The sequence below is a fragment of the Megasphaera sp. UBA4382 genome (assembly GCF_002391155.1).
GTDB classification, from domain to species: domain Bacteria; phylum Bacillota; class Negativicutes; order Veillonellales; family Megasphaeraceae; genus Megasphaera; species Megasphaera hexanoica.
Genome location: NZ_DGRS01000024.1, coordinates 63,230 through 78,050, shown reverse-complemented (window position 1 = coordinate 78,050; position 14,821 = coordinate 63,230). Strand labels below are relative to the sequence as shown.

The following is a 14,821-nucleotide window of genomic DNA, read 5'->3' as shown; positions in this document are numbered from 1 at the left end:
ACGTCGGTCTGCAATACATTCGGTTCAGAAACGATTGCCGGCTTTGTCTCCGCTACACGGATAGAGCAGTTAGCATTACAGCCCATGGTTTCTTTTGGTATTGCAATGGCAGTGTATTCTGCCCAAAATTATGGTGCCAGGAAATATAACCGTATTCGTCAGGGAGTGCGTCAGTGTTCGCTCGTATCACTGGCTTTCTGTGGGCTGGCAGCGACGACTATGTATCTGGGCGGCCAGGACATATTAAGTATTTTTACTAGTGAGCACGATGCAATTTTGTTGCAGCAGGCCTGGCTCTATATCACTATGAGTGTTCCATTTTATTTTTTCCTGGGACAAATTTTTGTCTATCGCAATGCCGTTCAGGGTATGGGAATATCAGCCGTCCCACTCACAAGCAGTATCATCGAACTCAGTCTTCGCGGTGGCGCCGCTTATCTCCTTGCCAACTCCTGGGGATATTGGGGTATTTGCTGCGCCAGTCCTATCTGTTGGGTTGCCGCATGTTTCTTCACAGCTGGTTGTTACTTTTACATTATATCCAATTTAAAAGACAGTGAATATTTAATTTCATAATCAATTTATTTTTAATCCTATGAAATACCCAGTTTTAATCCTTATTATTTTCAAATTAGTATTAAAAAAATGAATGTCGTAAATTTTTATAATAATTTACTATGTGCAAAACGAATAGATAAGATGTAAAATTTCTTAAAACTAATACTAAAAAATAATGGAAAAATGTGGTATTTTGTATTATCCTATATGTAATAGATTGTGAAAAAAATCATTTAATTATCAATAAGTTATACTCATTCAATAAGGAGAGAAAAATGCCTACATTTCAAAGCAGATTCAAGGAAACGCAGCGCCGTGTCCCTATTGATGAACACAATTGTTCTGTACAATTTGACGAAAGTAAGTGCAAAAATTGTACATTATGCCGCCGCACGTGCGCAAACACACAGACTGTCATGGATTATTATAACCTGGAAAGCACAGGAGATATGCCCATTTGCGTCCATTGCGGGCAATGTGCCGCCGTATGTCCCTTCGGTGCCATCACAGAAGTATCTGATCTGGATAAGGTGAAAGCTGCTATCAAAGACCCCGACAAGATTGTCATGTTCCAGACGGCTCCTGCCGTCCGCGTCGGTCTCGGTGAAGCTTTTGGCATGGAACCTGGTGCATTTGTACAGGGAAAAATGGTAGGTGCCCTGCGTGCGCTTGGTGCTGATTATGTTTTCGATACAGACTTTGGTGCTGATATGACCATCATGGAAGAAGCCATGGAATTACTACACCGGCTTCAGTCAGAAGAAATTCCTATTCCTCAGTTTACCAGCTGCTGCCCTGCCTGGGTTGAGTTCCTGGAAACATTTTACCCGGATCTCATTCCTCATCTGTCTTCGACCAAGAGTCCTATCAGCATCATGAGTGCCGCTATGAAGACCTGGTTCGTTAAAAACAACAACCTCGATCCTAAAAAGGTCGTCATTGTAGATGTAGCACCCTGTACAGCTAAAAAAGCTGAAATACGCCGTCCGGAATTGAATGCGTCGGCAGATTTCTGGAATATCCCTGAACTGCGGGACACGGATATTTCAATCACAACCCGTGAACTGGCTCAATGGATTCAGGAAGAAGGATTGGACTTCACTGGCATCGCCGATAGTGATTTTGACAAAGTTTTTGGTGAATCAACTGGTGGTGGCCGTATTTTTGGTAACAGTGGCGGCGTCATGGAAGCAGCCATTCGTACGGCATATTATTTCTTTACCGGTCGTAAGGCTCCTGATGATTTTATTCCTTTCGAACCGGTACGTGGTCTGGATGGTGTAAAAAAAGCTTCCGTTGTTTTTGGTCATTTTGTCATCCATGTCGCTGCCATCAGCGGATTGGGCAATGCCCGTAAATTTTTGGATGAACTCATCGCCGCGGAAGACTTTGAAAACTATTCTTTTATCGAAGTCATGGCCTGCCCTGGCGGCTGCATAGGTGGTGGCGGACAGCCGAAAGTTAAATTGCCGCAAGTGAAGAAAGTGCAACAGGCACGAATGGATTCTCTCTATCAAAGCGATGTGGATGCGACATATAAAGCCAGCTGGGAAAATCCGGAAATTCAGGATTTGTACAAACAATTCCTTGGAGAACCACTTTCTGAACGGGCTGAAATGATGCTTCACACCTATTTTACTGACCGCAGTGATGATCTTGGCGAAATGAAAAATCTGACGCCTGAAACGAATCCGTCATCAACACGCTTCAAACCTCATACGAATAATGCCGTCTGATTTTGTATATTCCAAATATAAACAAAATACATAAAAGCAAAAGGTGCAAAAAGCTGTGCATGCTAGTCCGGCAGGGACTAGCATGCACAGCTTTTTTATCATCGTTACGGTTCGTCTTCGACTAACTTGTCGTATGCATGGAGTACTGCTTCAAATTCTTCATCTGTCGGAGCCACATACACTGTTTCTCCGTCTTCTTCATCAAGGCGTGCTATGATGGCATCGCCTTCAGCAGGACTATCTTCTTCTTCACTATACGGGACGAGTACGGCAAACTCCTTGCCCGCATAGGGAATTGTCACATCCACTGAGTAATACTCTTCTTGTCCGTCATCACCTGTTACAGTAATCACTTCGACTTCTTCCAACATGTCTTCTGCCATATTATCCTCCCTGAGCATCTAAATAATTTTGTAAAATCAGAACTGCCGCCATCTTATCAACGAATTGTTTCCGCTTTTCCCGGCGCACATTTCCTTCCATCAGTACCTGTGTCGCCATGACGGTTGTCAGGCGTTCATCCCAGTAAACAAATTCCATTTCGGGGAGCACTTTTTTCAATTCTGAGACAAATTGTTCAATCTTCTCCATGTTTTCGCTGTAATCGCCATTCATATGCCGCGGCTTGCCGACGACGACGCGATGTACATCTTTTTCTTTAATAATTTCTTTCAGACGGGCAAAATCTTTTTTTTGCGATTGCCGCCTTATTGTCTCCATCCCTTGTGCTGTCAGCAATAAGGGATCGCTGCAAGCAACACCAATAGTGCGCGAGCCTACATCCAGGCCTAAAATTCTCATATGCCTCCTATAAATTACGCTGTTTTACATAAGAACGAACTAATTCTTCAATCAATTCATCCCGTTCAATACGGCGTATATTACTGCGAGCATTATTATGACTCGTAATGTACGTGGGATCGCCAGAAAGGAGATATCCAACAATCTGATTAATAGGATTATACCCTTTCTCTTCCAGAGCGTGGTACACGTCTTCCAAAATCATGGAAGCAACGGTCTGTTCCTCATTTCTGTTTTTTACGATCATCGTTTCATCACTAATTGCCATGTTTGTCACATCCTTTATTTATGATGGCAGGACATCATCCCAGTAGATTCTTGACCATGTCTTTACCTGCCTGAAGTGCCGCATCAACCTGTTCAGGCTGTTTACCGCCAGCTTGTGCCATATCAGGGCGGCCACCGCCATTTCCGCCAGCAGCCTGGGCTGCCGCCTTAATGATTTTTCCAGCATGAAGGCCCTTTTTCGTATCGCCTTTATCTACTTTGCAGACAAACTGCACTTTGCCATCCGCTACGGAAGCCAGGAGAACTACGCCATGACCCGACTTAGCCAGTACTGTATCTGCCAGTTCACGCAGACTATCCATCGAATCGGCCTGGGCAGCTGCCGCAATGACAGGAATGCCTTCTATTTCTTCCCGGCTGGCCAAAATCGCATCGAGGTTGGAAAGGGCAGCATCTTTTTTAAGTTGCTGCAATTCTTTTTCCGTGTCTTTAAGCTGCCCCAGGAGATGACCTACTTTTACTGCTACATCGTCAGCCTTGACTTTCAATAAAGCCGCCAGATTGCGGATGACTGCTTCATCGGTTTTGGCTTTTTCAAGAGCTGCTGCCCCCGTAACGGCTTCTATGCGGCGTACTCCTGTTCCTGTACCTGTTTCAGAAAGAATCCGGAAGGAGCCGATGACAGCCGTGTTGGTTACATGGGATCCACCACACAATTCACAGCTGAAATCACCGACTGAAACGACACGTACCCGATTCCCATACTTTTCGCCAAATAATGCCATGGCACCTTTTTCTTTTGCTTCTTGCAAGGCCATTTCTTCAATAGTAACCGGTACATTTTTCAATATTTCTTCATTGACCAGTGCTTCTACTTTTTCCAGTTCTTCTGCTGAAACGGGGGAGAAGTTTGTGAAATCAAAACGCAGATGTTCCGGCGTTACCAGCGAGCCAGCCTGATTGACATGATTCCCCAGAACCTTTCGCAGTGCAGCCTGGAGCAGGTGCGTCGCCGTATGATTACGGGCAATTGCCAGGTTCCGTGCTTTATCTACAGTGATATCTACGGCATCGCCAGTCTGGATCTGACCTTCTGCTACCGATGCGATAAGATATACCAGGCCATTAGGCAATGCCTTGGCATCTGTTACGCGCACCGATCCTTCCGGGGCTTTTAATATCCCCGTATCGCCGAGCTGGCCTCCTCCTTCAGCATGGAACGGATTAGAATCAAGAATAATCGTAACTTCTTCTCCATCCCCGGCCTGCTGCACTTCTACCCCTTCCCGGCCAATCATGACAATATGTCCGTTTACGGCTTCCGCATCATTTATCAGAGTATCCTGATCAAGTTTTGTCGTATCCGGTACGGCTACCTTTGCTGATACTTTCGTACGGGCAGCACGGGCACGTTCCTGCTGTTCTTTCATGGCTTTTTTAAAGCCTTCCATGTCGAGCGTATATCCTTTTTCTGCAGCAATTTCTTCCGTTAATTCAACAGGGAAGCCAAACGTGTCGTAAAGTTTAAACACTTCACTGCCCGCAAGGATTTTCGTGTCATTAGCTTCTTCCATCATCTGATGCAACAAGTCCAGTCCCTGTGCCAGAGTAGCGCTGAACTGGCGTTCTTCCGTATCGATGACTCTTTTAATAAGGCTTTCATATTGTTTAAGTTCCGGATACTCTACGCCGAGGATATCTATAACCGTATCGACGAGAGAGCTGAGGAACAGATGGTCAATTCCCAGGAGCCGGCCGTAACGGACTGCCCGGCGGAGAATACGGCGAAGTACATAGCCACGCCCTTCATTGCTCGGCAGGATGCCATCACTGATCATCACCGTAATAGCCCGGATATGGTCAGCAATGACTTTCATGGCCATTTTCTGATCAGGCTGGGAATAATCACCACCACTGATTGCAATGACTTTTTCGATAATAGGGAATATCAGATCGGTTTCAAAATTCGATTCTTTCTGCTGGATGACGGAAGCCAGACGTTCCAGTCCACAGCCTGTATCAATATTTTTCTTGGCCAGCGGTTCATATTTCCCATCTTTTGTACGATTATACTGGGTAAAGACAAGATTCCAAATTTCCAGATACCGGTCGCAATCACAGCCTACAGTACAGGTCGGTTTGCCACAGCCCCGTTCCGGACCAAGGTCATAGAAAATTTCACTGTCCGGACCACAGGGACCTTCACCGATTTCCCAGAAATTATCGTCAAATTTGAAAATGCGTTCATCAGCCAGGCCAATCATATTATGCCAATAATCATACGCTTCTTTATCGTCCGGATAAATAGTTACATACAACTTATCCGGGTCCAGTTCGATAACCTTCGTGAGAAATTCCCAGGCCCAGGAAATAGCTTCCTTCTTGAAGTAGTCGCCAAAGGAAAAGTTGCCGAGCATTTCAAAAAACGTATGATGGCGGGCAGTGCGGCCTACATTATCTATATCATCTGTACGGATACATTTCTGACTCGTCGTAACTCGGTAAGAAGGCGGTACGAGTTTACCTGTAAAATACGGTTTTAACGGGGCCATACCAGCACCAATGAGCAACAGGCTCGGGTCGTTTTCCGGGATCAGGGGAAAACTGTGCAAAATCAGATGCTGTTTACTTTTGAAAAATTCCAGATAGGCTTTACGGATTTCATTTCCCGTCATATACTTCATAATTTCAAACACTCCCTCAGTCTTAGCTTTTGGTATGACTCAGATTATACGCTTTTTACTTCCCGTTGGGCAACCTTTTTGCCATAAAAGAGCTAGTAGATTTATTTTCAGCGTACTCGTCTGGCTCCCACATAACGTGAAGCCCAATAGCTGCTATCCATACTGTCAATGCGGATGCCGCCACTGCTCGTAGCACTGATAAACTGATTATCGCCGACATAAATACCTGCATGAGAGGCACCTGGCTCATACGTCGAAAAGAAAACGAGATCGCCAGGAATCAGTTCGCTTCGTGATACAGTCGAACCGATACGGTATTGTTCATCAGCCATACGAGGCAGATGGATACCATTATGTGAAAAAACATACCGTGTAAACCCTGAGCAATCGAATCCGCTCGGTGTGTTTCCTCCAAAAACATATGGCACACCTACATATTTATTGGCCGTCGATACTAAGCGGTCTCCCACTACATCATGACTTGTAAACTTTTTGATTTTGGAATACTCTTTATAATTCCGATTGCTCGGATATTTCGTTTTCATGGCAACCGTTTCTGACTTTGCCTTTTCAGCCCGTTTAGCCTCGCTTTTTGGCATCGATGAACCTAAAAGCTTCTTGTAGGTCTTACTATCGACAATGCCATCCATATCCAGTCCTTTATCTGCCTGAAATCGTTGTACTGCCCGGGCCGTTTCATTTCCATAAATGCCGTCTGTGCCAATGGGGTATCCGTATTTCACAAGCTGTTTCTGTATCTTCAGGACCTGCACACCCCGGTCACCTATGTTATATGCACCGGCAGGCAGAATAACTGCCGAAAAAAGTAGCGTGAATACTAGTAAACGATGTACCATATGCCTCATATAAACACCTCTCAAAATAACGCCATTTCTTTAAGGCCGCTTCTTATGTCCTAACTCAGCCCGCAGCCAGTATAAAGGACGCTGCTTGACTTCTTCGAAGATACGTCCGATATATTCGCCAATGACACCTAAAAAAATAAGTTGCAATCCGCCTACGAGACAAACCATAATCGTCGTAGTTGTCCATCCCGGAGCTGCTGTTCCCGTCAGATGACTGTACAGAGCATGAACAATCATGACAATACTCAGCAGACCGCTCAAAAGACCGGCATAAAAGGAAATACGAAGAGGTGTCTTTGAAAAAGCAGTAATACCGTCCAGAGCAAAATGCAGCATTTTGCGGCCGGAGAATTTCGATTTTCCCGCAAAACGGCGGGGAGCGACGAAATCAATGGTAGTCTGCTTATAACCGATATCCCCCATCATGCCCCGGATAAACCGGTCATGTTCACGAAACAGCCGGAACGTGTTCAGCACTCTCCGGTCGATGAGACGGAAATCTGATCCGCCAGGAGTAATATGGACGGGAGAAAGAGCGTTCAGCAGAATATAATACCACTTAGATGTCAGCCGCTTTAAAAACCCGGCATCATCGGTTCCCTTGCGCACGGTCTGAACAACGTCGAATCCTTCCCGCCATTTCTGCACCAGATCAGGAATCATGGCTGGCGGATGCTGCATATCACCATCCATAGTAATGATAGCATCCCCCTGGGCATAATCCATACCGCACGTAATAGCGAGCTGATGCCCAAAATTCCGTGCCAGTATCAGCGCACGGACATGATCATCTTGTTCGGTCAGCCGGCTGAGAATAAGGGGCGTCGTATCTTTGGACCCATCATCGACAAAAATAAGTTCATAATCCATATCCAGGTTTTGTATTGCTTTTGTCGCCTCTTCATAAAACTTTTCAATATTTAACTGTTCATTGAATACGGGAACGACAACAGATAACATTTTTTTTTCTTCTAAATTAAATAAGCTCACTCTTAATTATACCATCCTAACGTTTTTACTGTCAAAACAGGGGTCGTTTTCAGACGAGTGTTGCCAAAAATTTTCTGATTTCATCTTCTGACGCATATCCGATTATCCGTTTGACGGGTTTGCCATCTTTAAAGAAAAGCAATGTCGGAATCGCCATAATATCGTATTTTTCTGCCAGGCTGTGAAATGCATCCACATTGACCCGTACCACTTCCACTTGATTTTCAAAAGCTTCAGCAGCCCGCTGTATCTCAGCACGTATCATTTTGCAGGGCTCGCACCAGGGCGCCCAGAAATCGACGATTACGACTCCCTTTTTGTGCAGGACACGCAAGGTAAATGCCGACTCATTGTCGAGTGAAACAATGGCCATAAAAGGTCCCTCCTATAAAACGCTATACAAAACCACTCTCATTATAGCAGAAAGCAGTGTTTCTTTCCAGCCCGTATGAGACAGGATGACAAAAGGCCGGATATCTTTCATCTTGTCTGAATGATATCCGGTCTTTCGTGTTAATCAGTCATCTGTAACGGCTTCATAGATAGTATGCAGTACGTCATTGCGCCCTTCCTGTTTCAGCGAAGAATACGCAATGGGCGGGAAAGCCGTCGGGAACAGTTTCTGTATCTGTGCCAGATTGCGAACCCGTTCGTTTTTCTTCAGTTTATCCGCTTTCGTTGCTATGATCTGCAGAGGAACTTCGTTATCGGCCAGCCATGTATAGGCCTCCCTGTCAATAGGAAGGTCCGGATGGCGCAGATCGACAAGCAGGAAGAGCAGGTGAAGGTTAGGTGAGGATGTAATATATTCGCCGATAAAATGACTCCACAACTGCCGGTTCCTGCCACCAGTACGGGCATATCCGTATCCGGGAAGATCGACAAAGTAAAGTTGCCGGCGCGTTTCCTCCTCCTCTGTTTTTTCCTGAAGGAGTACCTGAAAATAATTGATGGTCTGTGTCTTACCGGGAGCGCCGCTCACCCGCGCAAGGCCGCGGTGCTGGCACAATGAATTGATCAGACTGGATTTCCCCACATTAGATCGGCCTAAAAAGGCAATTTCCGGAATATTTCCCTGGGGATACTGATCCGCCCGTACAGCCGATGATTTATAAGCCGGGCGTATGATCTGCAGGCTGCCATGGTCCATTATGGCGTCACCAGTGCCTGACTGAGCACTTCATCCATATGATGAACAAAAACGAACTGCACGTCCTTCTTGACAGTCTGGGGGACATCGGCCATATCACGTTTGTTTTCTTCCGGCAAAAGGATCTTATGAATGCCCGCCCGATGGGCTGCAATTACTTTTTCCTTTATACCTCCTACGGGAAGTACCGTCCCGCGCAATGTGATTTCACCAGTCATGGCAAGATCATGATGTACCTTGCGTCCCGTAAGTGCTGAAGCGATAGCCGTAGCCATAGTGATACCCGCTGACGGTCCGTCCTTGGGAACAGCTCCTTCCGGCAGGTGAATGTGAATGTCTGTCGTAGCATAGAAGTCAGGGGCCAGTCCCAATTCGTCTGCCCGGCTGCGGATATACGTCATGCCGGCTTCTGCTGATTCTTTCATGACATCACCCAGCTGACCTGTCAAAAGAAGGCTGCCCTTTCCCTTGACTGCTGCCGCTTCTGTTTCCAGGACTTCTCCCCCTACCTGTGTCCAGGCCATACCGGTTACGCGGCCGACTTCATCAGTCTTGCAGACTTCTGTCGGGAGGAATTTGGCCGGGCCAAGAATTTTTTCGAGGTTCCGTACCGTTACAGTGAGCGGCTTATCTTCTTCCAGGAGCAGGGACTTACCTACTTTGCGGCAGACTGTACCAATCGTCTTTTCCAGCGTACGTACCCCTGATTCACGGGTATAATCCTGGATAATATGGCGCAGTACGGCATCGCTGAACTTGGCCTGTCCCGGCTGGAGACCATTTTCCTTCAGCTGTTTCGGTACCAGATAGCGTTTGGCAATCTGTAATTTTTCTTCCTCTGTATAACTGGTAAATTCAATGACCTCCATGCGATCCAGCAATGGCCGGGGAATATCACTGATGACATTGGCCGTCGTAATCCAGAGGACTTTAGAAAGATCAAAAGGCACTTCGATAAAATGGTCGCTGAAAGTATTATTTTGTTCCGGATCCAAGACTTCCAGCAGAGCCGATGACGGATCACCGCGCATATCCGATGTCATTTTATCAATTTCATCAAGCAGGAACACCGGATTTTTCGTTCCTGCTTGTTTCATGCCGGCGATGATACGTCCCGGAAGAGCCCCGATATACGTACGGCGATGACCGCGTATTTCTGCTTCATCACGTACGCCGCCGAGAGAAATACGGACATACTTGCGGTTCATGGACCGGGCGATAGACCGGGCGATGCTCGTTTTACCTGTTCCGGGAGGTCCTACAAAACAAAGGATGGGGCCTTTAAGACTTTTTGTCAGTTGACGGACAGCAAGATATTCGATGATCCGGTCTTTTATCTTCGTAAGTCCATAATGATCTTCGTCCAGAATCTGCTGAGCCAGACTAAGATCCAGGCGGTCTTTTGTTTCCTTTTTCCAGGGCAGTTCCATCATCCAGTCAAGATAGGAACGGATGATGGCAGATTCCGCCATCATCGGCGGCATTGAATCGAGGCGGTCTACTTCTTTCAGCATGACATCTTCGATTTCTTTATTCAGTTTCATCTTGCGGATTTTTTCCCGCAATTCTTCTACTTCCGTATCCTTATCGTATTTGTCCCCAAGTTCTTTGTGGATCGCTTTAATTTTCTCACGGAGATAATATTCTTTCTGCTGCTGGTCCATTTTGCCACGGACTTCCATATTGAGTTTTGACTCAAGGCTGGCAATATCGACTTCCGTATCAAGAAGCCCGCATACACGGCGCATACGCTGGCTGACATCGTAGATTTCCAGCATCTGCTGACGCGCAATCAGCCGAAGTGGAAGCTGAGCCGCTATAAAATCGGCCAGAGTTCCGGCATCCTGTATGGCTTCTGCTTTCTCTTTCAGCTCGTCATTACCTTTTAAATTGTCGAGCCAGTCCGTAAATCGATGCAGCATCAGACGGCGTAGTGCCTCATTTTCATTGGATCCGGTATATTCATCTTGTATTTTTACAGCCGCCACTTCCGTATAGTTTTTTTTATCCGCATATCCCCGTATTTCAACGCGGGATATGCCATCTGCCAGGATGCGTACAATACCACCGGGAAGACGGAGAAGCTGCTGAATTTTCACCAGCGTACCAATCTGATAAATCCCATCAAAGCCGGGGTTTTCTTCATCCTCATCCAACTGCGCCGAAACGATCATCAACCGGTCGTGTTCCATTGCATAATCGACAGCAGCCAGTGATTTTTCTCTGCCAATATCTATATTACTGAGCAATTTAGGAAAAACTACAATGCCCCGGAGCGGGACAAACGGCAAGGTTAAAATCGAATTGTCCATAATACTCACCTTCTCGCTTACAAATATTCACTATTTTGGTATTCTTAAAATGGAAAAATAACACTCATTCCCTGCAAGGAAGAAATGAGTGTTATCAACTAAACATATCTGTTTCCTATGCTGTTATGAGCTTAGGTTCTGCGCCGCTTGTAACGCAGTCAGCCGTGACAATGCACTCACGGACATCCTTACGGCTAGGCACATCAAACATGACATTGAGCATGATACGTTCAATAATGGAACGCAGCCCACGGGCACCTGTATTACGGCGCATTGCTTCTTTAGCAATAGCCCGCAGAGCATCATCTTTAAATGTCAGAGCGACATGATCCATTTCCAGCATCTTTTGATATTGCTTGACAAGCGCATTTTTAGGTTCTGTGAGAATGTGTACCATGGCATCTTCATCAAGCGGGTCTAATGTAACCAGAATGGGAAGACGGCCGACTAATTCGGGAATCAGCCCGAACTTCTGCAAATCTGCCGGAATAATTTCTTTCAGCAATGTTTCCATGGATTTTTCATTTTTAGAATGGATTTCTGCGCCAAACCCCATGTTTTTATCTGATGTACGGTTGAGGATAGTCTTATCAATACCATCGAAAGCCCCTCCGCATATGAAGAGAATATTCGTCGTATCGATCTGCAACATTTCCTGATGCGGATGTTTACGTCCTCCCTGAGGCGGGACACCGGCAACGGTTCCTTCCAGTATCTTCAGCAATGCCTGCTGTACTCCTTCACCGGATACATCACGGGTAATAGACGGGTTTTCCGATTTACGGGCAATCTTATCTATTTCATCGATATATATGATACCCCGTTCGGCTTTTGCAATGTCATAATCTGCTGCCTGAATCAGCTTGAGCAGGCAGTTTTCAACATCTTCACCGACATAACCGGCTTCGGTGAGGCTTGTCGCATCAGCTATGGCAAAGGGCACTTCCAGAAGACGGGCCAGAGTCTGTGCCAGCAATGTTTTGCCACTGCCTGTAGGCCCGACCATGATGATGTTGGACTTCTGTAATTCCACATCATCATCGACATCATTCGACTGAAGCCGTTTATAGTGGTTATATACTGCGACAGACAATGTCTTTTTCGCTGCGTCCTGCCCGATGACATACTCATCAAGGGTTTTCTTGATTTCATGAGGCGTCGGCAGTTCCTTCAATTGAAACTCCGGAGATTCTTCCTTTGTTTCTTCCTCCAGAATATGCTGCGCGACATTAATACATTCATCACAAATATATACGCCTGGACCAGATATCAGTTTCTGGACTTCATTCTGGGTACGGCCACAGAAACTGCATCTCGGTTCATCTGTTCTGTCTCTATCCACGTATTCCTCCTATAGCAGCCATTACTTGCCTGCCTGGTCATCTTTCGGACGGGCCAGTATTTCATCAATCAGGCCATATGCTTTTGCTTCTTCGGCCGTCATGAAATTATCTCTTTCCGTGTCTTTCTGGATGACGTCAAGCGGCTGCCCCGTATGCAGAGATAATAAGCCATTCAATTCTTTGCGCATGCGCAGGATTTCACGGGCGTGAATTTCGATTTCCGTCGCCTGACCCTGCACGCCGCCTAAAGGCTGGTGAATCATAATCTGTGAGTGGGGCAGGGCAAACCGTTTGCCCTTAGCCCCGGCCGTCAGCAGGACAGAAGCCATGCTGGCAGCAGAACCTACACAAATAGTCGAAACATCCGGCTTAATGTACTGCATCGTATCATAAATAGCCATGCCGGCAGTAACGACACCACCAGGGCTGTTGATATACAAATGGATATCCTTGTCAGGATTTTCAGCTTCCAGGAAAAGGAGCTGGGCAATTACAATATTGGCCGTCACATCTTCAATGGGGCCGCCGAGAAAAATAATGCGGTCTTTCAGGAGCCGGGAGTAAATATCATAACTCCGTTCGCCCTGACTCGATTGTTCAACGACCATCGGTACATATGCCATTTTCATAATGACTACACCTCGCGTTCTTACGCTTCCGGTTCTTCCGCTTTAACCTGTTCTACTTGTGGTTCTTCCGCTTTTTCTTCTTTAGCGTTCGTATCGATTGCATTCTTCAGGATGAAGCTGGCAGCCTTTTTACGGCCGACGGACTGAACGAGCATGGGAACGCGTCTTTCCTTAATGATAATCTTGTATACTTCTTTCGGATCAGCACCGAAGTTCTGAGCCATCGTAAAGATTTCAGCCTGGAGATCGATATCCTTGACTTCGATATTTTCTGCTTTGGCAACGGCTTCCAGTACCAGATCCATTTTGACGTTTTCGGACGCCGGCTGACGATACTGTTCTTTCAATTTGTCCATATCCGTATTGGTGTATTTGAGATAATCGTCAAGGGACATGTTCTGAGTTTCCAGACGCATAGCCATTTCATCGATCATCTGATCGACTTTCGTATCCACCATGACATCGGGGATATCGACTTCTGCATTATCGACAGCTGCTTTGAGGACATCGGAATTAAACTTTTCTACAGCCTGGAAGTGAGCCTGTGATTCCAGCCGTTTGCGGATATCTTCCTTCAGTGCGTCGAGAGTGTCAAATTTGCCGGCTTCTTTTGCAAATTCATCATCAATGGCCGGAACTTCACTGCGTTTTACATCATTGACCTTAACAGCGAATACAGCTTCTTTGCCAGCCAGTTTCTTTTCAAAATAATCTTCCGGGAATGTCACTTTGACATCCTTTTCATCGCCGGCTTTTAAACCGATGAGCTGATCTTCAAATCCGGGAATGAAACTGCCGGAACCGATCTGGAGCGGATAGGATTTTCCTTCGCCGCCTTCAAAAGCTTCTCCATCAACCGTGCCTTTGAAATCAATAATAGCAAAATCATCTTTAGACAGTTCCGTACCTTCCGGGGCAACGACGAGCTTGGAATGAGCTTTCTGCAGTTTTGCCAGTTCAGCGGCTACCTGTTCATCCGTTACTTCAGCGGCTTCACGGGCTGCTTTAATACCTTTATATTCACCCAGTTTTACTTCCGGTTTCTTAGTCAGCGTAGCATCAAAGACAAAGTCTTTGCCTTTTTCTTCTTCAATGACCTTAATATCCGGATCGGTTACAGGAACGATTTCTTTTTCATTCAGGGCATCATTATACGCCTTTGTAATAATCGCTTCTTTGATTTCTTCTTTGACAACATCCTTGCCGAGGAAACTTTCCAGTATCATACGCGGAGCTTTACCTTTACGGAAGCCCGGGATATTTACTTTGTTAGCGAGATTCTTTACAGCTGCAGCAGCGCCTTTTTTTGCTTCGGCTGCCGGTACTTCGATGTGCAGTGTTACTTTGTGCTGATCAACTTCATTTACTGTTACGTTCATTATTAGTATGTCCTCCTTATGGGTATAATACCCTTTTTATTATCTATAAAACACCATACTACGCTCTACATCATATCACAAAACCCTGGGATTGACAACAGCCAAAACGGCCTACAATGCCAGTTCTGATGCTACTCCTGCCGTA

Annotated in this window: 14 protein-coding genes; 2 read left to right on the top strand and 12 right to left on the bottom strand. The window is 45.9% G+C overall.

The genetic code is table 11. The features are described from left to right. Positions 1–576 (top strand): MATE family efflux transporter (locus tag B4H10_RS02880; RefSeq protein ID WP_292018131.1); only part of this gene is annotated, 576 nt, incomplete at its 5' end. Positions 577–833: 257 nt separating this feature from the next. Then, on the top strand, positions 834–2,294 hold the full coding sequence (locus tag B4H10_RS02875; protein ID WP_059076939.1) for a [FeFe] hydrogenase, group A: 1,461 nt from the start codon (positions 834–836) through the stop codon (positions 2,292–2,294). A 104-nt stretch (positions 2,295–2,398) separates the two neighbouring features. On the opposite strand, the gene B4H10_RS02870 is transcribed toward B4H10_RS02875, so the two are convergent. The 12 genes from B4H10_RS02870 to tig form a co-directional block, all read right to left on the bottom strand. Next, entirely contained in the window at positions 2,399–2,677 is a 279-nt protein-coding gene (locus B4H10_RS02870; protein ID WP_113855000.1) for a DUF1292 domain-containing protein, read from the bottom strand. 1 nt (position 2,678) lies between these two features. Next, complete coding sequence (ruvX, locus tag B4H10_RS02865; protein ID WP_059076937.1) at positions 2,679–3,095, bottom strand: Holliday junction resolvase RuvX; 417 nt, start codon at positions 3,093–3,095, stop codon at positions 2,679–2,681. A gap of 7 nt (positions 3,096–3,102) precedes the next feature. Continuing rightward, positions 3,103–3,363 (bottom strand): IreB family regulatory phosphoprotein, encoded by a 261-nt coding sequence (locus B4H10_RS02860; RefSeq protein ID WP_059076936.1) that lies wholly within the window; start codon positions 3,361–3,363, stop codon positions 3,103–3,105. A 34-nt stretch (positions 3,364–3,397) separates the two neighbouring features. Beyond that, positions 3,398–5,998, bottom strand: a complete 2,601-nt coding sequence (gene alaS / locus B4H10_RS02855) for an alanine--tRNA ligase (protein ID WP_172793350.1) — start codon at positions 5,996–5,998, stop codon at positions 3,398–3,400. A gap of 116 nt (positions 5,999–6,114) precedes the next feature. After that, positions 6,115–6,873 carry an NlpC/P60 family protein gene (locus B4H10_RS02850; protein WP_059076934.1) on the bottom strand — a complete coding sequence of 253 codons (759 nt, stop codon included), beginning with the start codon at positions 6,871–6,873 and terminating at the stop codon, positions 6,115–6,117. Positions 6,874–6,903: 30 nt separating this feature from the next. Beyond that, positions 6,904–7,833 (bottom strand): glycosyltransferase family 2 protein, encoded by a 930-nt coding sequence (locus B4H10_RS02845; protein ID WP_059076933.1) that lies wholly within the window; start codon positions 7,831–7,833, stop codon positions 6,904–6,906. 79 nt (positions 7,834–7,912) lie between these two features. Further along, positions 7,913–8,236, bottom strand: coding sequence for a thioredoxin (gene trxA, locus B4H10_RS02840; RefSeq protein ID WP_070807759.1), 324 nt, complete (start codon positions 8,234–8,236; stop codon positions 7,913–7,915). Between the two features lie 144 nt (positions 8,237–8,380). Next, positions 8,381–9,013 (bottom strand): ribosome biogenesis GTP-binding protein YihA/YsxC, encoded by a 633-nt coding sequence (gene yihA, locus B4H10_RS02835; RefSeq protein ID WP_059076932.1) that lies wholly within the window; start codon positions 9,011–9,013, stop codon positions 8,381–8,383. Beyond that, positions 9,013–11,325, bottom strand: coding sequence for an endopeptidase La (gene lon / locus B4H10_RS02830; RefSeq protein ID WP_170087462.1), 2,313 nt, complete (start codon positions 11,323–11,325; stop codon positions 9,013–9,015). Before lon ends, yihA begins: the two co-directional genes overlap by 1 nt. A 115-nt stretch (positions 11,326–11,440) precedes the next feature. Further along, on the bottom strand, positions 11,441–12,667 hold the full coding sequence (clpX, locus tag B4H10_RS02825; protein WP_059076931.1) for an ATP-dependent Clp protease ATP-binding subunit ClpX: 1,227 nt from the start codon (positions 12,665–12,667) through the stop codon (positions 11,441–11,443). A gap of 21 nt (positions 12,668–12,688) precedes the next feature. Further along, complete coding sequence (clpP, locus tag B4H10_RS02820; protein WP_059076930.1) at positions 12,689–13,297, bottom strand: ATP-dependent Clp endopeptidase proteolytic subunit ClpP; 609 nt, start codon at positions 13,295–13,297, stop codon at positions 12,689–12,691. A gap of 20 nt (positions 13,298–13,317) precedes the next feature. Then, a complete protein-coding gene (tig, locus tag B4H10_RS02815) occupies positions 13,318–14,676 on the bottom strand; it encodes a trigger factor (protein ID WP_059076929.1) in 1,359 nt (452 codons plus the stop codon). Between the last annotated feature and the right edge of the window lie 145 nt (positions 14,677–14,821).